At 36.7% G+C, this 20,240-nt stretch carries 21 protein-coding genes and 3 tRNA genes; 13 read left to right on the forward strand and 11 right to left on the reverse strand.

The genetic code is table 11. From position 1 onward, the window contains the following. Positions 1-6 precede the first annotated feature (6 nt). From BCF58_RS07975 to BCF58_RS08000, 6 genes are all read left to right on the forward strand, one after another. Positions 7-1,182 (forward strand): cysteine desulfurase family protein, encoded by a 1,176-nt coding sequence (locus BCF58_RS07975; RefSeq protein ID WP_121461283.1) that lies wholly within the window; start codon positions 7-9, stop codon positions 1,180-1,182. A 69-nt stretch (positions 1,183-1,251) separates the two neighbouring features. Further along, positions 1,252-1,569, forward strand: a complete 318-nt coding sequence (trxA, locus tag BCF58_RS07980; RefSeq protein WP_121461284.1) for a thioredoxin — start codon at positions 1,252-1,254, stop codon at positions 1,567-1,569. Positions 1,570-1,694: 125 nt separating this feature from the next. Next, positions 1,695-1,768, forward strand: a tRNA-Asp gene (locus tag BCF58_RS07985). 32 nt (positions 1,769-1,800) lie between these two features. Beyond that, a tRNA-Asp gene (locus tag BCF58_RS07990) sits at positions 1,801-1,874 on the forward strand. A gap of 32 nt (positions 1,875-1,906) precedes the next feature. After that, positions 1,907-1,980, forward strand: a tRNA-Asp gene (locus BCF58_RS07995). 172 nt (positions 1,981-2,152) lie between these two features. Further along, positions 2,153-3,166 carry a L,D-transpeptidase gene (locus BCF58_RS08000; RefSeq protein ID WP_228434758.1) on the forward strand — a complete coding sequence of 338 codons (1,014 nt, stop codon included), beginning with the start codon at positions 2,153-2,155 and terminating at the stop codon, positions 3,164-3,166. Here the strand turns inward: BCF58_RS08000 and BCF58_RS08005 are convergent, their stop codons facing one another. From BCF58_RS08005 to BCF58_RS08015, 3 genes are all read right to left on the reverse strand, one after another. Next, positions 3,167-3,691: a hypothetical protein gene (locus tag BCF58_RS08005; RefSeq protein ID WP_121461286.1), complete on the reverse strand. Its 525-nt coding sequence runs from the start codon at positions 3,689-3,691 to the stop codon at positions 3,167-3,169. A 1-nt stretch (position 3,692) separates the two neighbouring features. Next, positions 3,693-5,021 (reverse strand): PDZ domain-containing protein, encoded by a 1,329-nt coding sequence (locus tag BCF58_RS08010; RefSeq protein WP_121461287.1) that lies wholly within the window; start codon positions 5,019-5,021, stop codon positions 3,693-3,695. A 107-nt stretch (positions 5,022-5,128) separates the two neighbouring features. Further along, complete coding sequence (locus BCF58_RS08015) at positions 5,129-5,764, reverse strand: alpha/beta hydrolase (protein ID WP_121461288.1); 636 nt, start codon at positions 5,762-5,764, stop codon at positions 5,129-5,131. A gap of 283 nt (positions 5,765-6,047) precedes the next feature. Between BCF58_RS08015 and BCF58_RS08020 the strand changes: the two genes are divergently transcribed. Further along, positions 6,048-6,497, forward strand: a complete 450-nt coding sequence (locus BCF58_RS08020; RefSeq protein WP_121461289.1) for a hypothetical protein — start codon at positions 6,048-6,050, stop codon at positions 6,495-6,497. Positions 6,498-6,578: 81 nt separating this feature from the next. On the opposite strand, the gene BCF58_RS08025 is transcribed toward BCF58_RS08020, so the two are convergent. Next, entirely contained in the window at positions 6,579-7,217 is a 639-nt protein-coding gene (locus tag BCF58_RS08025) for a response regulator transcription factor (RefSeq protein ID WP_121461290.1), read from the reverse strand. Beyond that, the gene (locus BCF58_RS08030; RefSeq protein ID WP_121461291.1) at positions 7,204-9,231 is read right to left on the reverse strand and encodes an ATP-binding protein; all 2,028 of its coding nucleotides are present in this window, start codon (positions 9,229-9,231) and stop codon (positions 7,204-7,206) included. The genes BCF58_RS08025 and BCF58_RS08030 overlap by 14 nt, the downstream gene beginning before the upstream one ends. Before the next feature lie 284 nt (positions 9,232-9,515). Between BCF58_RS08030 and BCF58_RS08035 the strand changes: the two genes are divergently transcribed. Further along, positions 9,516-10,022 carry an outer membrane protein gene (locus tag BCF58_RS08035; protein ID WP_121461292.1) on the forward strand — a complete coding sequence of 169 codons (507 nt, stop codon included), beginning with the start codon at positions 9,516-9,518 and terminating at the stop codon, positions 10,020-10,022. Positions 10,023-10,376: 354 nt separating this feature from the next. On the opposite strand, the gene tyrS is transcribed toward BCF58_RS08035, so the two are convergent. Then, a complete protein-coding gene (tyrS, locus tag BCF58_RS08040) occupies positions 10,377-11,672 on the reverse strand; it encodes a tyrosine--tRNA ligase (protein ID WP_121461293.1) in 1,296 nt (431 codons plus the stop codon). Between the two features lie 232 nt (positions 11,673-11,904). On the opposite strand from tyrS, the gene BCF58_RS08045 reads away from it, so the two are divergent. After that, a complete protein-coding gene (locus BCF58_RS08045; RefSeq protein ID WP_121461294.1) occupies positions 11,905-12,465 on the forward strand; it encodes an RNA polymerase sigma factor in 561 nt (186 codons plus the stop codon). Between the two features lie 60 nt (positions 12,466-12,525). Here BCF58_RS08045 and BCF58_RS08050 read toward each other — a convergent pair whose 3' ends face one another. Then, entirely contained in the window at positions 12,526-13,164 is a 639-nt protein-coding gene (locus tag BCF58_RS08050; RefSeq protein ID WP_121461295.1) for a hypothetical protein, read from the reverse strand. Between the two features lie 117 nt (positions 13,165-13,281). Here BCF58_RS08050 and lipA point away from each other — a divergent pair, with 117 nt between their 5' ends. Next, on the forward strand, positions 13,282-14,148 hold the full coding sequence (gene lipA, locus BCF58_RS08055; RefSeq protein WP_027374985.1) for a lipoyl synthase: 867 nt from the start codon (positions 13,282-13,284) through the stop codon (positions 14,146-14,148). A gap of 45 nt (positions 14,149-14,193) precedes the next feature. Here the strand turns inward: lipA and BCF58_RS08060 are convergent, their stop codons facing one another. Next, positions 14,194-15,069 carry an AraC family transcriptional regulator gene (locus BCF58_RS08060; protein ID WP_121461296.1) on the reverse strand — a complete coding sequence of 292 codons (876 nt, stop codon included), beginning with the start codon at positions 15,067-15,069 and terminating at the stop codon, positions 14,194-14,196. Between the two features lie 202 nt (positions 15,070-15,271). Between BCF58_RS08060 and BCF58_RS08065 the strand changes: the two genes are divergently transcribed. Next, positions 15,272-16,471, forward strand: a complete 1,200-nt coding sequence (locus BCF58_RS08065; RefSeq protein ID WP_121461297.1) for an MFS transporter — start codon at positions 15,272-15,274, stop codon at positions 16,469-16,471. 45 nt (positions 16,472-16,516) lie between these two features. Here the strand turns inward: BCF58_RS08065 and BCF58_RS08070 are convergent, their stop codons facing one another. Both BCF58_RS08070 and BCF58_RS08075 read right to left on the reverse strand, forming a co-directional pair. Then, positions 16,517-16,861 carry a mannan-binding lectin gene (locus tag BCF58_RS08070; protein ID WP_121461298.1) on the reverse strand — a complete coding sequence of 115 codons (345 nt, stop codon included), beginning with the start codon at positions 16,859-16,861 and terminating at the stop codon, positions 16,517-16,519. A gap of 168 nt (positions 16,862-17,029) precedes the next feature. Then, positions 17,030-17,410, reverse strand: coding sequence for a SpoIIAA family protein (locus BCF58_RS08075; protein WP_121461299.1), 381 nt, complete (start codon positions 17,408-17,410; stop codon positions 17,030-17,032). Positions 17,411-17,523: 113 nt separating this feature from the next. Between BCF58_RS08075 and BCF58_RS08080 the strand changes: the two genes are divergently transcribed. Then, positions 17,524-18,729 (forward strand): NAD(P)/FAD-dependent oxidoreductase, encoded by a 1,206-nt coding sequence (locus tag BCF58_RS08080; protein WP_121461300.1) that lies wholly within the window; start codon positions 17,524-17,526, stop codon positions 18,727-18,729. A 4-nt stretch (positions 18,730-18,733) separates the two neighbouring features. On the opposite strand, the gene BCF58_RS08085 is transcribed toward BCF58_RS08080, so the two are convergent. Next, positions 18,734-19,321 (reverse strand): Crp/Fnr family transcriptional regulator, encoded by a 588-nt coding sequence (locus BCF58_RS08085; protein WP_121461301.1) that lies wholly within the window; start codon positions 19,319-19,321, stop codon positions 18,734-18,736. Between the two features lie 284 nt (positions 19,322-19,605). Between BCF58_RS08085 and BCF58_RS08090 the strand changes: the two genes are divergently transcribed. Then, positions 19,606-20,223 carry a C1q-like domain-containing protein gene (locus BCF58_RS08090; RefSeq protein ID WP_121461302.1) on the forward strand — a complete coding sequence of 206 codons (618 nt, stop codon included), beginning with the start codon at positions 19,606-19,608 and terminating at the stop codon, positions 20,221-20,223. Positions 20,224-20,240: the final 17 nt, after the last annotated feature.

A 20,240-nucleotide genomic window follows, 5' to 3' on the forward strand; every position in this document is an offset into this window, starting at 1 on the left:
GTAAAAATGAATAAAGTATATTTAGATAACGCTGCAACAACACCTATTTCAGAAGAAGTTATTGATGCCATGGTAAGCATCATGAAAACCAACTTTGGAAATCCTTCCTCCACGCACAGCTTTGGACAGGAAGCAAAAATCCTGATTGAAAATGTAAGAAGGCAGGTTGCAGATTATCTTCACGTTACTCCCGCTGAAATTATCTTTACTTCATGCGGAACAGAATCAAATAATATGATTATCAAATCCTCTGTAGAACATCTTGGTGTAGAGAGGATCATCAGTTCTCCTTTGGAACACAAGTGTGTTTCTGAAAGTATTTTGGATATGAAGAACAGAAAAGGAGTGGAAGTGGCTTACATCCGCCCCAACGGAAAAGGAGATATTGATCTTAATAGATTAGAAGAATTATTAAAATCTTCAGATAAAAAAACTTTAGTGAGCCTGATGCATGCCAATAATGAAATCGGAAATATTGCTGATATCAAAAAAATTGCGGAATTATGTAAAGCGCATCACGCCCTTTTCCATTCTGATACCGTACAAACAATGGCTCATATGAACCTTGATTTTTCTGATATTTCTGTTGATTTTGCTTCCTGCAGTGCTCATAAATTCCATGGGCCAAAAGGGGTCGGGTTTGCCTTCATCAGAAAAGCAACCGGTTTAAAAGGAATTATCACCGGAGGACCTCAGGAAAGAAGCTTGAGAGCCGGAACAGAGAATGTAAGCGGTATCGTAGGATTAGGAAAAGCGCTGGAGTTATCTCTTCATCATATGGAAGCTTATACCAACCATATGCAGGGGATTAAAGATTATGCGATTGAAAGATTATCTGCAGAAATTCCGGGAATTAAATTTAATGGAAGAAGTGCAGAAAAAGAAAATAGCCTCTATACGGTTTTAAGTGCATTATTGCCCTACAAAAATCCTTTGATAGGCCTTCAGCTGGATATGAAAGGAGTGGCGGTTTCCCAGGGAAGCGCATGTTCTTCAGGAGCCTCAAAGCCTTCAATGGTTATGATGATGGTTTTATCTGAGGATGAAATGGATCATTGTACGCCATTACGTATATCATTCAGTCATATGACTACTAAAGAAGATATTGATGCTTTAGTAACTGCCCTGAAAGAAATTTCAGATGATTTCGTTATAGAAAAAACAAATGCTGAACATAGATAGGCTTATCGCTTAAAAGTCTTAATTTTGAACTGTAGAATTAAATATAAAATTAATTAAATAAAAAATAAAATGGCTTTAGAAATTACAGATAGCTCATTCCAGGAAACGGTTTTGAAATCAGATAAACCGGTATTAGTAGACTTTTGGGCGGTATGGTGTGGACCATGCAGAACTTTAGGTCCGATCATCGAAGAAGTGGCGGCGGATTTTGAAGGGAAAGCAATAGTAGGAAAAGTGGATGTGGACAACAACCAGGAAATTTCAATGCAGTATGGCATTAGAAATATTCCTACTGTTCTCATTTTTAAGAACGGAGAAGTTGTAGATAAATTAGTGGGGGTAGCTCCAAAAGATGTTATCGCTGAAAAGCTAAGCGCACACTTATAAAAAAATAACTTTGATAATGAACGCCTTCCAGCTATGGGAGGCATTTTTTTTTAAAATAATTTGCAGGTAATTAAAAAAGATGTATTTTTGCAATCACAAAAAGAAACAAGCTCTTTAAGAAAAATGATCCGGTAGTTCAGCTGGTTAGAATGCCGCCCTGTCACGGCGGAGGTCGCGGGTTCGAGTCCCGTCCGGATCGCATAAGTTTTATCAATTTACTTTAAAAAAATTGATCCGGTAGTTCAGTTGGTTAGAATGCCGCCCTGTCACGGCGGAGGTCGCGGGTTCGAGTCCCGTCCGGATCGCATAAGTTTTATCAGTTTACTTTAAAAAAATTGATCCGGTAGTTCAGCTGGTTAGAATGCCGCCCTGTCACGGCGGAGGTCGCGGGTTCGAGTCCCGTCCGGATCGCATAAGTCTCTTATCAAATAGGAGGCTTTTTTATTTTTTATTATTTACGTTTTTTTAGTCTATCCGTATTTTCCCGATATTTTTATGAATAATTAGTATTATTCAATTTTAGGTCTGATATTTGTACTTCAGAAGCGAAACTCAATGACCTAATTATTTTATGAACATATTTGTGAAAAAATCATTTCTATACACATGCTTATGTGCTTTATTGTTGATCTCATGTAAAAAAGAAATAGAGAAAATAAGCGATACTTTTAAAGATACTTCTTCCATAGAATCTCCGGCAGAAAAACAAGATTCCATCAAAAAGGATTCTGTAGTACAAAAAGAATCTATTCCTGCTCAAATGAAGGATAATGGATTTTACGGAGCTTTTATACTTCCGAAAGATAAAAAACTAAGGGATTCCATGTTTTCGGTCTTCAGCAAACAATACACAGAAAAGGAGCGTTACGCAATTCTTGCGCTCAACCGGTTGGACTCCAAAAACAAATGGAATGCGGACACCCTTGTGGTTCCTGTGAAAATAGACACTACTTTGATGGCTTATTCACCGTTTCCAATGCAATTGGATGTATTGAGCCCTGTAAAAAAATTCGTTGTTTTTTCCTATCCTATTCAGGCTTATGGAGTGTATTCCAACGGAAGTCTGGTTAAATGGGGTCCGACAAGTATGGGAAAAAAATCGGCAAAGACAAAAACAGGCTTAACATTCGCCAACTGGAAAAAGAAACTGGCCATATCTACCGTAAGCAGCGAATGGAAATTACCTTATAACTTTAATATTTTTAATCTTGACGGAATCGGATGGCATCAGTATGATCTTCCGGGTTATCCTGCATCACACTCATGTTTGAGACTGTTAATGAATGATGCCAAATGGTTATATGGCTATGCGGACACCTGGGTTCTGAATCCGGGCGGAGCAACCACAAAAGCAAAAGGTACAGCTGTTTTGGTATATGGGGATTACAAATGGGGCGGAAGAAAGCCCTGGAGAAAATTATTGGATGATCCTAATGCAAATAATATTTCTGTAGAGGAAATGACGAAAATGATCGAACCCAGTATTGAAAAAATATTACAGGAGCAGGATAACAGAGAAAAAGTTGTAGATTCTATAAATGCAGCGAAAGCAGTACTTGAGCAAATGCCGCAGACACCAAAGGCTATTGAGCCTTAATTAATCTTTTTTTTCAAATTGTAAAGTGGACTCTTCTGCAAACTTTCTCAGTTTTTGCATTTCATCTTTAGCTTTAATCTGCCCGAATCTCGCAGCAGCATAGGTGAGTCCTATACAAACAAGCATGATAAATGAAGCGTTTAAGGCCCATGGGAATTCCTTGCTGTTGATTTGCTTTTCAACGTAATACATGGTGAAAAAAGTCATCCATAAGATCGAGAAAGAGAAGTAAAGAAACATGAAAAACGTCCATACCGCCGAGCTTGGTCCGAACACACCCCTTATGGCTGTCTGATCATCTTCTGTTTCTATCCTTAATGATAACCTTGGCTTCCAGTAGTTGTCATCTTCTGTTTCCACACAAATAGTAGCGACTTCTTTATTGATATTGCCGGAAAATTCATCTTTATGCTCATTAAGATATGTTCTGAGGTTTTCGGCATATTCCTCCTTGCTGAGACCGGTAAACATCTTGAATCTCGGGCGGGTTCTTATTTTATCTAAAGTGGTTTCCTCGGTTTTCATATTAATATTGATCTTGATACGGGATAGGATCTTCCAATACAAAACTTAAAGTCAGTTTTTCTGTTTTTCTCTGTACAACCATGGTGATAGATTTTCCCTCCTGGGATTTCATGATTTCCAGTATTTTTTCCATTGTCATATCAGAGGTTTTGCTTCCGTTGATGGTAATAACCTGATCATCCTTTTTAAAACCTGCTTTGTCGGCTGGTGAATCTTTTCTTACCCCGGAAATAGAGAAAATGGGCTTTAAGACAAATTTATATTGAAATCTTTCACCGGCTGTAAGCTCAGCGGCAATTTTATTAGTTTTGGTAGTTTCTATAGAGACGAAATCTTTTTCCCACTGAAGTCCGTCTTGCCTGAAATCGAGGCCACTCATGTTGAAATGAAATGGGTCCCCGAAATTCTTGTTTTTTCTTAAATACAGCTTCCCGTTAAGGTAATCGAAAATAACCGTAAAACGACGCATTATTTCGCCTCCTACGGATCCTTTTCTGTTCTCGACGATGGTTACATGCTGGATAGAATACTCATCGGGCATCGCGGTAAGAGGTTTTTCAAACTTAAAATCGCCGATATAGAAGTTATGGATCCTGCTTCTCTTTCCAAAAATATCGCCGTTAAAACCTCTTCCTAAAAAATCATCAATATTGGGACGATTGTATACAAAATCTTTGATAAGGGTAGGGAAGAGCCATATAGGATCACTGTTTCCCAAATCAATCAGCATCTTTGAGCTTTTCTTTTCTCTCGTCATTTCTATATCTGCATAAATGTAGGGTTTATTCTTTTCGATGGATATGGGGAATTCTTCAAAACGCTGCGATTTTTTCCGGAATAAATCAGTATCGTTGTAGACGGTAATTTTTTTTGAAAGATAGTCTATGGCAACAGGATGGTTCTTAAAGAAATGATATCCGATCACTCCGTTTACAGGAATGCCGACATGAGTGGAAATATTGAATTCCTGATTGGTGATAATGAAAATAGTCATGGAACGATTCGTGAAATTGTTTCCCACCTTTCCAATATTGTTATCCGATCTGAATCCGTCGATACTTAAATCCCCTCCCAATCCGGAAAATCTGACTTTTTCAACGCTGGTCAGCTTTACTTCCTTATTCTCCAGACTGAAAAGCAGTGTTTCTGCTACCCCGGTATCCAGTAAAAAGGTAAGTTCAGCTCCATTAATGGTAACAGGAATGAAAATAAGGTTATTGATGAGCTTGAACGGGATAACTGTTTTTTTAGCATCTTTTATTTCAAAAGCGTTTTGGGCATTGAGGAAAATGCTGAAAAATAGCGCAACTATAAAACATCTTAAATTCATTTACTGAATTTAGTGAATTTATTCTTACGAAAAACAAAAAAGATTCTCAATGGTGAAAATCTTTATATAAACTGCAATAAAACCGGCAATTGTTTGTATAGTGTAGGCTATTTTGAATAAAAGTCCATCAAATCCATATAGTTTTTTTGATTCACTCCATGGCCGCTCATGTATTCACGGAATGTAAAATAACAGTTAAGATCATATAAAAGATCGGCAGCTTTTCTTCCCCATTCTAATGGAATAACTGCGTCATCTGTACCGTGAGATATAAAGAATCGCAGGTGCTCCAGTTTCTTTTTGTCTTTGATGTTGCCCAGTAATTTATTTTCAGGATAACTGCTCATACATGCAACACGGTTGAAAAGTTCAGGATATTGTAAAGCCAAAGCATAACATAATATTCCTCCCTGGCTAAATCCGCATAAGTGAGCTTGTCCTTCGGTTAGTCCATAACGGTTAATGATTTCAAGGACACTTTCCAACACGGCACGAAGGGATTCGTTAGCCTGATCGACATTGATAAAATTTTCAGGGTTGTCGAAATCTATATCATACCACGAATATCCCTCAAATTGAGTGTCTCTTGGAGCTCTGAAGCTTATGATAAGCCAATCTTGGGGAAGTGTTTCTCTGAAGCTGAAAAGATCCTGCTCGTTGCTGCCATATCCGTGAAGCATAAAAAGTACAGGAGTATTTGGAGTAATATTTTCCGGTTCTCTAATGATGTAATCTAAATTCATAAGACAAATATAGTTATAAATTGAATTAAAAAAGATCTTGACCTGATAATATTAAAAATGTAAAGTTTTAGTTTAAATAAAATTAGTTTTAACTATTGATTAATAGTGTATTATAATTTTTATATATAATTAAGTTTAATATAATTTTTTATTAAATATACAATTTTTTCAGCTTTTATTGATTTGATACTGTTTAGAAATCTTTATTGGAAATTTTTCATAAAAGTTATTTTTATATTGATAAAAAACCTATATTTGGAACATTAAAAATCTATTTGGAGAAATGAAGCAATTTTACAAATCAAAAAGTTTACTTAGACTTTCCTTTTTATTCATCGTATTATTCTCAGTAATTTCTGTTGTTAATTCTTGTAAAGATGACGATGATGATGAATTTACAGATCATATTGTTCAGTTTGAAGCAAAAATAGTTAACGGGGGACCTGCAACTCCGCCACCGACTACTTTTAGTAAATTTAAAACGGTAGTTACCCAGGTTGGAACCAGCTCAAATACTATTTTTGATCCGCCGGGTTTTACATGGACAAGTGGGGAGTTTTTTGTAAATTCTAGCCAATCGCAATTGAATTTAGCCGCTAATGCAGAATTGTTACATGCGGATTCTAAATTGACTGTAACTATTTGGATTGACGGGGAGATTGCCGAAACAGCTACTGTAGAAGGTGCAGGAACGAAAAGTGTTTCTGTAGCTCACAGTTTCTTAGAATTGTAAATCAGAATAACATATTAAGATATATAAAAATACCGCCGATCGGCGGTATTTTTTGTTTAAAAAATTATAAGAAGAAGATTACTATTCATCTATCATATTTTGTTGCAAAGCAATAGTAATAAGCTCTGTTGAATTCTTTGCCTGAAACTTCTGCAACAGGTTTTTACGATGGGTATCTACAGTGAGAGGGCTGAGGTAAAGTTCTTCTGCAATGATACTGCTTGTTTTTCCCTGGGCCACCAACCTTAGGATCTGTTTTTCCCTTTTGGTAAGTCTGGGCAAGGAAAGCTCACTTTGGGAAGGCTTGCTGATGATTTGCTTGGTTTCGTTACAGAACACAATATTTCCGGAAAGTGTACCTTTTATGCATTCTATAAGCTCTTCAATAGAGGTGTTTTTCAGTAAATAACCACTGGCTCCGTTTTGGATACATTGCATAATGATACTCCGCTCGGAGCGGTTGCTGAACATAATGACGGAAGTATCGGGTGATATTTTCTTTATTTCTTTGCACAACTCAATGCCATTGGCATCAGGTAAAGTAATATCGAGCAGAATAATATCTACGGCATTGGATTTTACGTATTGGATGATTTCTGAAGCTGAAGTGAAGCTCTCAGAGATATGAAGGAATGATTGATTTTTAAGCATCATTTTCAACCCTTCAATAACTATTGGATGGTCATCTACAATAACGACATTTATTTTATGAGATTGCATAAGTGTTTAATTCAATATTAATAATTGTTCCTTCATGATCAGAATTGATTTCCATCTTGCCTTTAAGATAATCGACTCTGTTTTTAAGGTTATGAAGTCCCATGCTTTTTGATTTTTTAAAATCCTCTTCCTTGAATCCTTGTCCGTTGTCTTCAACAGTAATCAGGAAGTATTCATCGGATTGTGAGCATTGCAGTAATATATTGGTCGCTTTTGAATGTTTTACCGAATTAGTCAATAGCTCCTGAGCGATTCTGTAAATATTAAGCTGTATGGATAATGGAATGTTTTTGCTGATATTAATAGGTTGAAAATCCACTTCCAGATCTTTCCTGGTGTAAAAGTCACAAAGGTCTTTAAGAGCTGTTTCCAGGCCGAAATTCAGCAAAGATTCGGGCATAAGGTTCCGGGCGACATGTCTTAGCTCAGTAACCGAATGATCCAGCTGATTCAGAATTTTATAGAAATCTTTATGCTGATCTGCTTCCAGATTGGTTGATGACCATGTGGAAAAATTGATTTTAACCCCTGCAAGCATTCCGCCGAGACCATCGTGAAGATCTTTGGCAATCCTTTCCCTTTCCCTTTCTTCACCTTCCAAAATGGCTTTTGTGAGAGATAATTCTTCCTTTTGTTTGATATCTTTTATTTTTTGCTGCAGGTTGATCTCTTTTTGTTCGGATAACTTCTTGTTTTTTCTGTACAGGAGAAATAAGAAAATCAAAAGACTGAGAAATAACAATAAAACAAGACCTAATATCCATAAATAAGAATCTTTTTTATTGACTTCTAATTGTTTCTGTATTTTTTCCCTATTGAGGCTTGCAATTTTTTTCTCGGCTTCCGCTTTTTTATACCTGGCTTCAAGGTTAGCTATATTTTGATGAATAAGCACCGTATTAGTACTGTCGATAGAGTTGATGAACTTTTCAGCATATAAATTGGCATTGACTGTATCTTTCAGGGCTGTGAAATTTTTGGTCAGTCCTTTTAGAGTTTCCTGTCTGTTTTTTTGATAGGCAGAGGTTTTATATACCTTAGTCAGGATTTCATTGGATTTCTTATAGTCTTTTGCATCCTGATAGATCTGTTGCTTGAATAAGTTGATTCTTTCAATGATTGTAGTGTTTTTGTATTTTTCGGCATTACTGAGCCCCCAATCAAAGTTTTTGAATGCTTCGGAATAATTCCCCAGCTTCATATGATAAAAGCCTAAGGTACTGAAGTAAAGGGAATGAAAATTAGATTCCGGATAATCTTTAATGATAGCATACGTTTTATTGAGTTCCGTTTTTGCTTCCTGCATCCTTTTTTCTCTCATCAGGCATTCTGCTTTTATCAAAAGGGTTTCCCCCAGAAAGCCTTTTGATTGTGGGGTCTGCTTTTTTAACCTGTTAAAAAAAGATTCTGCCATATTACAATGTTCTATGGCTTTTGAAAAATCCTGTGAATTGTAAAATGAAAGGGCCACCCCTTTATACAATCCGCCAATGAGCTCATAATCTCCTATAGATTGTGCCAAAGGAATTGCTTTGGTGATAATAATATTCATGGATTCCACTTCTTTGTTCTGCATTCTTTTGAATAAAGACAGATTCTGAAGCATAATGATTCTTATTTTTTTCGCCTCCTTACTTTTATATTTCCTCAGAATAGATTCTATGCTTGTAAAATCTTTTTCAAGAAGAGTGGCCACATCAGGCTTCGTGAAATTGATTAAAGATTGATAATAAAGCCCTATATCCTTATACAATTGGCTTTGGGATGAGCTTTTAAGGCCTTGTTTTACATATTTATTATAATTTTCTATATCCTGTCTTGTGAAATAAGTAGCGGCAAGCTGATAAGATTTAAGAGCTTTTACAGTATCTATGGTTTCATTGTTGGTTGCGGTAACCAGGCTGTCAAAATTACTGTTCTTTTTTTCCAGATAATAAAAATAGGCAGCTTGGGCATTTACTTTATATGAGCCAAACAGTGAAAGTAAAAAGAAAAATAAATATTTATTCGCCATGGGGAAGTAATAGGATTGCTGAGGTTCAAAAATAAAAAAATACACTAAAAGAATAATGATATTGCTGTATGTTATTTTATATGACAGTCTTATGGGTGAAAATTATAATTCCTGAAGATATATTTTGCCAAAGATACAGCATAAACGACTCATTAAATATACCTGAAAACAGGTAGAAAAAAATACTGTTTTTTAAGGATTGCAGTCTGTGCTGTACTCTGATAGCTTTGCAGAAGTCACAAAGACATATGAATTCTCAAATTAAACATTAAAATTATTATTAAATGAAAAAGAAGATCTTTTTACTGGGTTTGATTTCCCTTTTTGGAATAATGAATGCACAGAGAGTACAGAAAGGAGAAGCTCAGATAAATGCAGGAATCGGATTCTCAAACGGATGGGGAATGCCTATTTATGCAGGGTTTGATTATGGGATCCACAATGATATTACGGTAGGTGCCGAAGCAAGCTTTACTACTGAAAAATACACAGGTGATATCAAGGGGACCTGGTTTGGAATCGGAGTGAATGGAAACTATCATTTTAATACCCTTTTTAAAATACCGAATAAGTGGGATATCTATGCGGGAGTAACCTTAGCTTATAATTCATTCTCTTATAAGTATAACGGATCTGATTATGATTATTTCGGAGGCGAATCTTCAGGAGTTGGTTTTGCGGGGCAAGCCGGAGCAAGATATTATTTCACAGACCATTTCGGAGTGAATGTGGAGTTCGGAGGCGGAACGATAGCTTCCGGAGGAAAGGCGGGAATAACCTATAAATTTTAATCAGTTACATACTAAAACCAAATATGAAAAAAATTAACATACACCAATCATTCAGATATGCTTTTATTTTTTATTAACGGTATTATTCTTAGATATTACGCCATGATGCAGCGATGATGATAATAGCACAAGCCACAAAGTGGTTGATAATACATAGCAGCTTATACAGATTTCTACTTTTAAAAAATGATAACTTTCTCAAAAGCCGTGAAGCTATCCGCACGGCTTTTTTTACTTGAATTGATTTTCAACAATGAAGTAGTTTTTTCATGCGGTTAATTTTGTATTAAAAAAAGAAAGACACCTTGATAATCAAGGTGGCTTTCTCATATAATGATATTGTTTGAAGTCTGTTTACTGAACTTTAATGATAAAATAACTTTTCTTGCCTTTCTGAAGCAATAAAAACGTACCGTCAATCAGGTCATTTTCATTGGCCGTGAAGGTGTCGTTCACTTTTTGTTTGTTTACAGAAATCGCATTTCCTTTTATTTCCCTCTGGGCTTCGCTTTTAGATTTTAAAAAGCCAGACTTTTCAGAAAGGAGATCAATAATGTTTACTCCCAATACATCTGCTTTGGTAATTTCTTTTTGAGGAACTCCATCAAATACTTCCAAAAAAGTTTCCTCATCAAGGCTTATAAGGTCTTCTGCGGTAGAACGTCCGAAAAGAATCTCAGAAGCTTTTAGAGCCTTTTCATATTCTTCCTTTCCATGAACCCAAACGGTAACCTCTTCGGCAAGTTTTCTTTGAAGTTTTCTCTCATGTGGAGCTGTTTTATGCTCTTCAATTAAGTCTTCAATCTCCTCTTTCCCTAAGAACGTATAGAACTTGATGAATCTTTCCGCGTCTTCATCTGTAGCGTTCAGCCAGAATTGATAAAATTTATAAGGAGAAGTTCTCTTTTTATCCAGCCAGTAGTTTTCACCGCTTTCAGATTTTCCGAACTTGGAACCGTCTGCTTTAGTGATCAAAGGTACAGTGAGTGCAAATGCTTCACCCTGAGCTTTTCTTCTGATCAATTCCGTTCCGGTAGTAATATTTCCCCACTGGTCAGAACCTCCCATCTGAAGTTTCACATTATTATTCTGGTATAAATGAAGAAAATCGTACCCCTGGATAAGCTGGTAAGTAAATTCCGTAAAGCTCATTCCTTCTGCGCCGCCTTCACCCGTAAGTCTCTTTTTCACAGAATCCTTGGACATCATATAGTTGACCGTAATGTTTTTACCAACATTTTTGGCAAAATCCAGGAATGAAAAATTCTTCATCCAGTCGTAGTTGTTTACCAGTTCCGCTTTATTCGGCTCATTTCCCTCAAAATTCAAAAATCTTGAAAGCTGGTTTTTCAGACAGTCTACATAATGAAGCAACGTAGCTTCATCCAAAAGATTTCTTTCTGCGGATTTTCCGGAAGGATCTCCGATCATACCGGTGGCACCTCCTACCAAAGCAATAGGTTTGTGGCCATGTTGCTGAAAGTGCGCTAAAATTTTTATCTGAATAAGACTTCCGATATGCAAAGAATCAGCCGTTGGATCGAAACCAATATACGCGGTAGTTACCTCTTTATTCAGTTGCTCATCAGTTCCGGGCATCATATCGGCAAAAAGACCACGCCATTTTAGTTCTTCAATAAAGGAATTCATTTATATTTTCTTTACAATTTAACGGTGCAAAGATAGTAAATTCAGAGGTATGAGCACAAAAGGTAAAAAGCAAAACGGGATAATAGCAAAAACTTCATCGCTATGAATCATATTTTATGAATGCCAAGCCTGTTATTACCTGTTTTTTATATGGTAGAGATAGGTAAGGAGCAATAAAGCTCAATATTTGGTCCTTTGCAGTTTTGCCTAAAATAAATTATATTTGTTAGTAATGAACGAAGAACAACTATTTTTGCTCATCCAGAGAGCAAAGGATAAAGACCAGAAAGCCCAAACGAAACTCATTAATATTTTTTGGGTGGATGTATTTTCTTTTGTCATGAAAAAAGTGAGGGATGAAAATGATGCTGATGAAATTACCGTGAATGTTTTTTCCAAAGTCTTATCCAAACTGGATATGTATGATCTGCATTTCCAGTTCAAAACCTGGATTCTCACCATTGCCCAGAATACAGTTATCGATTTCTGGAGAAAAAGAAGCAGGGAAAACCAGGATACTACCGAGAATCTTGAAGAGGTGAAAAATCAGTATGCAAAATCTCCGGAGGAACTGATGATTTCTGAAGAAGAACAAAAAAAGATCATCAAAACAATCGAATCTTTAGATGCTAATTACCAGGATATTATAAAGCTGAGGTTTTTCGAAGAAAAAAGCATCAAAGAAATTGCCGATGAGTTGGGGATTTCCGTTGCCAATACCAAAGTAAGGGTGATGCGTGCCAAAAAAGTCTTGGCAGAATTGTTGAAGAATAATGAGTTTGAAGAGGATTAATAAAGTTTATCAGGATTTAAGTTTACTATCTCATTGTCTTATCATTCCTTACAAGTTTAATTAGATATAAATCTCTGCTTTTGTCTTTGGTAAAACGATTTTTCTTTGATCTTCCTGGTTTCTGTTTTGCAGATTAATTTTTAACCCTTTTTTATTATAGATTTCCTTTTGGGATTTTCCGTTACTGGGGTTAGTAGTATCTTCTACCTCCTTTTCATAAACCAGTTGCCCGGTAGAAAGGTTGAAATCTACATCTACCCAATAATCTCCGGGTCTGCCGTAAGAAGAAGAGTGACCAATCAGTTCAAAATGTCCGTTCTGAAACCTGTATTTATCTGTATAGCCCCATTTCCAGCTGCTTCCGCCGGATTGGGAAATCATTAAGATGCCTTTTTCAATTTTCGTGTCTCCATAAGGATCACCCATCATTCCGCCGCCCTTACTTTCAAGAACAGCATTTCTGGATTTTTCTAATACAGTCCATTTTCCGTTGACCATTTTTAAGATCTGGATTTCACGGATATTTCCTGTATCTGTAGTATCGTTCGTGTTATAGACAATTACTTTTTCCGGAATTTTATCGCCGTCGAGATCTCCGTCTACCGTTTCAATAATTTCTGAACCTGCAGGCTGAAATTCTTTTTGAGCAAAACAAAACGTACCGGATACTATAGATAAAAGGAAAAATAACTTCTTCATGGGATGTAAATTTGGTTGCATCAAATTTACGACTATATTTTAATTATCTGTTCCATCAATTTTTCCATTAGATGGTTTCCATTAAAAAATCCTTAACTTTGACCTTCAATTTTAGAAATGGAAAATTCAGTTCAAGACACTACTGTTCAAAAACCAAAGTGGATCCGTGTAAAACTTCCTACAGGAAAGAATTACAGAGAATTAAGGACTTTGGTGGATAAATATAAATTAAACACCATTTGCCAGAGTGGAAGTTGCCCGAATATGGGCGAATGTTGGGGAGAGGGGACAGCCACCTTTATGATTTTGGGAAATATCTGTACCAGAAGTTGTGGATTTTGTGGAGTGAAAACCGGAAAACCACTCGATGTAAATTGGGATGAGCCTGAAAAGGTAGCACGCTCCATTAAATTAATGAAGATAAAGCATGCGGTTCTTACGTCTGTAGACCGTGATGATCTGAAAGATATGGGCTCTATTCTTTGGGGAGAAACCGTGAACGCCGTAAGAAGAATTTCTCCGGGAACTACAATGGAAACTCTTATTCCGGATTTTCAGGGGATTACCAAACACCTGGACAGATTGGTGGAAGTGGCTCCGGAAGTGATTTCTCATAATATGGAAACGGTAAAACGTTTAACCAGGGAGGTAAGAATCCAGGCCAAATATGAAAGAAGCCTTGAAGTGTTGAGGTATCTGAAAGAAGCAGGACAAAGAAGAACAAAAACAGGAGTAATGCTTGGATTGGGGGAAACCAGAGATGAAGTTTTCCAAACCATTGAAGACATCAGAAATGCCAATGTGGATGTCATTACACTGGGGCAATATCTTCAACCTACCAAAAAGCATTTGCCGGTGAAAAAATTCATTACTCCGGAAGAGTTCGATGAATTTGGAGATTTTGCAAGAAGCTTGGGCTTCAGACACGTTGAAAGTTCTCCTCTGGTAAGAAGCTCTTATCACGCAGAAAAACATATTCATTAAAATACAGTCGCTCCGAATCGGAGCGATTTTTTTGAAGTATAGTGATTAGAAATTATTTATTTCAATTGACCTGTCAATTTTATTCAAATGCTTTTTTCTGAACTCTGAAGGCGTTTCCCCCACATGCTGTTTGAATAGCTTATTAAAGTAAGATATGCTTTCAAAACCAACCTGAAAACAGACTTCCGTTATTGAAGATTCTTTTAATAAGAATATCCTGGCCTGATTGATCCTGTAATTATTCACGAAATCTGTGAAAGTCATATCGGTTTGCTTCTTAAAATACCGGCAAAAAGCGGGAGTGCTCAAACTTACAATTTTTGCAATCTCATTCACGTTAGGTTTTTTATCATAATTTTCATGGATGTAATCATAGATGGTCCCCATTCTGATCTTGTCATTCAGGAACCATTTTATTCGGGTATCTTCACTGTTGAGCTCTTTTACTTCTTCGGATTCTGCCAGAATTTGTAAAATTTCGATCAATCCCAATAATGAGTCAATTGAACTCTTCTTTCTGAGGAGATGGAGCTTTTCCACGATCAGTTTTTTGGTTTCTCCATAAAATGATAAACCCAGATAGGAACGTTCCAGAAGAAGCTTTATTTTTTCAAATTCAGGCACAGGAACAATAGTATTCTGAAGAAAATTTTCCCTCATTTGCAATACCATTTGCCAACATTCAGTCTGAATTCCATAATCAAAATTAAGATGGGGGACATTGGAGCCGATCAACAGGAGGTCACTTTCTGTAAATCCGGAAATATCTTTGCCAATGTGTCGTATCCCGCTTACCGCTTCTACATATACCAGTTCTATTTCAGGATGATAATGCCAGAAAAAACAATTCTTTAAGGAAGGGGAGAAAAGCTTAAAAGACTTTCCGTCTTCAAACTCAATTATTTCTTTCTGGATTTTCATTTTGGTTCTATTTTAATGATTTAATAAACTAAAATTAATAATAAAGGTTAATACAGAGCAAATTTAGATCATTCAAAGAGAAGTGAAAATCAATATTTCTCTCGATTTTTGCATTTCAAATGATATCTTGATGACAGATTCTGAATTTTTTCTAAAACTACCGGATCATCATCACTTTAGGAACTTTAAAATATAAAAAGGAATGCTCGACAAAAGGATAATACCACTGGCTATTGGTGGTTTGGGGATCGGAACTACAGAATTTACAATCATGGGGTTGCTTCCCGATATGGCAAAAACTTTACAGATTACAATTCCGGAAGCAGGGCATCTGATTTCCGCATATGCTTTGGGTGTTGTAATCGGGGCACCGATACTGATCGGGTACTCAGTCAAATTTCCGCCCAAGAGAGTCTTGATTGTACTGATGATTCTTTTTACATTGTTCAATGCCTTATCCGCTGTGGCACCTGATTATACCAGCATGCTGATCATCAGGTTTATGTCCGGATTACCTCATGGTGCATTTTTCGGAGTAGGAACCGTGGTTGCTTCAAGACTTGCCGGAAAAGGAAAAGAGGCTCTTTACATCTCTTTAATGTTTACCGGGCTCACAGTGGCCAATCTGGCCATGGTTCCGTTGGTTACTTATATAGGGCATGCCTTTCACTGGCGTTGGTATTTCGCCATTGTGGCTGGTATTGGTGTACTGAGTTTATTATCTCTGAAACTCTGGCTTCCTGTGATGGAAACGAAAGAAGATGGTCATTTCCTGGAGGAACTGAAATTCCTTAAGCATAAACAGTCATGGCTGGTTTTATTGATCACTGCCATTGGATTTGGAGGCCTTTTCACATGGTTTAGTTATATTACCCCTCTAATGACGGTCATTGCAGGGATTAAAAGCAGTCAGATGGCATACGTTATGATCCTCGCAGGAGGAGGTATGGTGGTGGGAAACCTGGCCGGAGGATTTTTATCGGATAAGTTAGGTCCTGAAAGAACATGCTGCCTGTTGCTCTTTTTGATGATGTCTTCCTTGGCCGGCGTTTATTTTCTTTCGGCATATCAAAATATTGCTTTGGTGTTGACATTCATTTGCGGGGCATTATCCATGTCGGTTTCATCTCCCATTAATATCATGATGATGAAAGCGGCCCCGAAAAGTGAAATGATGGCGGCTGCTTTTATGCAGGCTGCTTTTAATATCGCTAATGCGATGGGTGCATTTTTAGGAGGAATTCCTCTGGAATATGGATTGTCGTTCAATTATCCTGCATTGGTAGGGGTGGGAATGACTTTTATAGGATTGATGATCAGCATCCGGTATATGTATCTGTACAGAAACATAAATGAGGGTGTAGAGGAAATATTAGGGGATTATGTCTCCTGCGATCAATAAAAAGACGGCCTCCGCAAGGAGGCCGTCTTTTTTGTGTACATTCGTTTAGAATTTGAATACACAGCCGCAAACGCTCATTTTACCTTCCACAACGGTTGTCCATTGTCCGTTCCAGGTACCACCGTAAGAGGCACAAATGGCAGGACAGACCGCTTTAGCATCCTCATCGCTCCAGATAGGGCCTGCCAGGACATCCAACGCATATTCTGAGCTCCCGGTTGGTTGTGTACTATATTCTACTTCTATAACACTCATTTCTCCCTCTACAATGGTTGACCATTGTCCGGTAAATTTTCCTAAATGTGCCGCAGCAATGCGACCTCCTAATTTTTGTGCTTCATCATTGTTCCAAAGTGGTCCTGCAATGATGTTGATTTTGAATGTTGACATGATGTAAAATTTTATGTTGGTTAACATTACAAATGTATTCACTATATAGGGAAATATATAGAGTAGAAAACACCAAATTGGTTATTAGGTATTTATACGGCAGAAATAAAAAAACTGTCTCCTGTGGTATCACAGGAGACAGTTTTTCCTCTTTATTTAAATTGTTTACTATGCCTCAACTTCATCGCCGTTTTTACACCAGTAAAGGGCGTTGTACAAGTTTTCTTTCGGAAAAGATTTGAATTCGCCGGGCATTAAAACACTGAAAATATCAGTGAAGTTCTGCACTCCCTCTTTGTCTGTGACAATGGCAGTGCGGTTCCACTTTATTAAATTCTTCAACCCTAAAAGCGCATCCTGCAGCCAGGCTCCCATCGTAAAATTACTCAGGTCTGTATCCAGATAAAGTAAGTAATTAAGCTCTTCAAATTCGTCTACTTTAGCTTTTACATGAGGGATAACAACATTTTCAAAATCCTCTTTAGTTACTTCACCAGTTGCGTTGAAAGCCGCAACATTTTCCGGTGCTTCAGGAATAATCGTAATCATAGTCTAATATTTAATGTGGTTGCATTGAAAAAACAGCAATAATTAAACCATAAATTAATGAAAAATCGTTAAAAAAGTTATAAATATTATCTATTTTAGTATAAAATATGAATATGGATCTCAAATCGAATGAGCCGTTCTGGCTGTTGAAAAATGGGCTTATTGCTTCCTATCCTTCCTTGAAATCAGATGAAGACTGTGAAGTCCTTATTGTGGGAGGTGGCATTACAGGAAGCTTAATCGCCCATCAAATGATTGAAGACGGATACCGTACAATTCTTATCGATAAGAGAGAAATATGTAATGGAAGTACCTCGGCTACCACTTCAATGCTTCAATATGAAATTGATGTTCCCCTTTCAGAACTCATCGAAAAGGTGGGCAAAAACGGTGCTGTTAAAAGTTATCAGGCTTGTTCTGATGCCATTGATAAGATTGAGAAGTTATCAGAAGAAATCAGGTCGGATGCAGGGTTTAAAAGAAAAAAGTCTCTCTATTTTGCATCCAATAAAAGTGATATTCTCTGGTTGAAAAATGAATTTGAAACCCGTAAAAAGGCGGGCTTTAAGGTAAAGTGGCTGGAACCGGAAGAAATTATTGAAAAATTTGGTTTTAAGAATACTTATGGAGGAATAATTTCCGCTCAGGGAGCAAGTATTGATGCATTTAAACTGGCTCATGAATTATATAAGCTTAATATAAAGAAAGGACTGAAGATTTTTGACAAGACAGAAATGAAATCTGTACAATATCATAAAGGCTATAACTTAGTTTCTACTGTCAATGGTCCTACGATAAGAGCTAAGAAAATAATTTATTGTATCGGATATGAAAGTAAAAACCTGATCAAAGAAAATTTTGTTGACCTCAAAAGCACCTACGCCATAGTTTCTGAGATCGATAAAATAAAGTTCCGGAATATTACTGATATATTGGTGTGGAATACCGATAAGCCTTATCTCTACCTGCGTACTACAGATGATGGACGAATGCTGATCGGTGGTGGAGACGAAGATTTTTATGATGCCGGGAAACGGGATGCCCTTCTTGATAAAAAAGAAAAGGAAATCCTGAAAGCATTGAAAAAAATCAAACCTGATTACCATTTTTATACCGATTTCGTTTGGGCAGGCACTTTTGGTGAAACCAAAGACGGGCTTCCCTATATCGGAACCCATGAAAAATTTAAAAACTCCTTTTTTGTTCTCGGTTTCGGAGGAAACGGAATCACTTTTTCAGTGGCCGGAATGGAAATGGCTTCTCTATTTATGAAAAACAAAAAACATCCTTTATCAAAATACTTTAAGTTTGGAAGGTGATACGCTAAAGCTTATTGCCGTTTGAATCAAAATACCTTTTTTTTAATCTGCTTAATGAAACCGGATGCATACCCAAATAGGTGGCAAGATCTTTCGATTTTACCCGCAGGATTAATTTGGAATTCTGGTTGAGTAATTGGAGATACCTTTCTTCCGGGGTCAAGCGGAGAAAAGAATAAAAATTACTGTAAATATCCATGGCGGTTTTTTTCCAGTACATTAAAAGTAAGGAGGCTATATTAGGATAATCTTTAATCGATTCTTCCAGTTCATTATAATTCAGAAGGAACATGGTGGTTTCCTCCAATGCTTCATAGGTAAGTGATGAAGGGCGGTTAAGTGCTAAAATCTCCATGCAGCCATATATATTGTTCTCAGGAACAAACCATACAGTTTTATTATTTTTATCATATACTCTTATAAGTCCTTTCAGTACAATGCCGACCTGACTGATCTGCTCTCCTCTGTGTAAGATTATTTTATTCTCCGGAAAGGTAACCATCTGAACCAGTTCTAATAATTTTTCCTTATCACGGTCATGAAGAAAGTCATTCTGCTCAAAATAATCTTGAGTAAATTCATTAGATCTCATATGTGTTTTTATACTAACTAATGTAATAATATTATTTCAATTCAGGTAATTGTGAATGAGGAAAAAATAATAAACTGTGATGTTTTGTTATTTTATCATTAACAGTTGTTAATAAATAATTTAGCTTTCGTTAATAAAATGTCATATTAGTAGTGATTATGATAATTTATTTATAGATAGGGTTTAGATTTGTTGAAGAATTTCAAATCAGCCAGATCATGAAAAAAAAAGACTTCATTACAGTATTGCTGCTTTTTTGGGTAGGAATGCAATGCTAGTCACAGGTGGGAATCAATACAACTGATCCACAAGCTACCCTGGATATTAATGGAAATTTACGTGTTCGTGTTACTGAAAAATGCATCGGACCTTCTTGTACAGATTCTATCCTAGTGCGAAATGCACAGGGCTATGTCCAGACTATTTCAAAAGCACAACTAACTGCTCCTGCTCATAAATCCTTTGTATCCGGTACGGGAAACAGTAGTGTCATTCTTGTGGCAATTTCATCTGCTACCAACTGGGGGAAAATATTATTTGATAAGGAACTTATAGATGAAAATAATGATTTTGATATAGTAAATAACATTTTTACAGCTCCTTTGGACGGTATTTACGAGGTGTATGTTCAGTATAAAGTTTCCTCAGCTATTTCTGCAGGGGAGTTGGGAATAGGAATTTTTGTACAAAAAGGAGTGGTGGCACCTGAGCTAATAGCGGAAGAAAGCTATACTAATCTTAGCCTTCTCGGGATTCCCGTATCTCCTGCTACAAGGAGAACACAGGCCATAGTAGCGCTGAAAACCGGAGATCAGGTTTTCTTCGGAGCCAAAGCATCTATCTCTTCACTGGACCTCTTATCGGGCTCTTCATCATTATTCTCCATTCATCAGATAAAATAATCATTTGTGTTTTTATT

Source organism: Chryseobacterium defluvii (assembly GCF_003634775.1).
Taxonomy (GTDB): domain Bacteria; phylum Bacteroidota; class Bacteroidia; order Flavobacteriales; family Weeksellaceae; genus Chryseobacterium; species Chryseobacterium defluvii.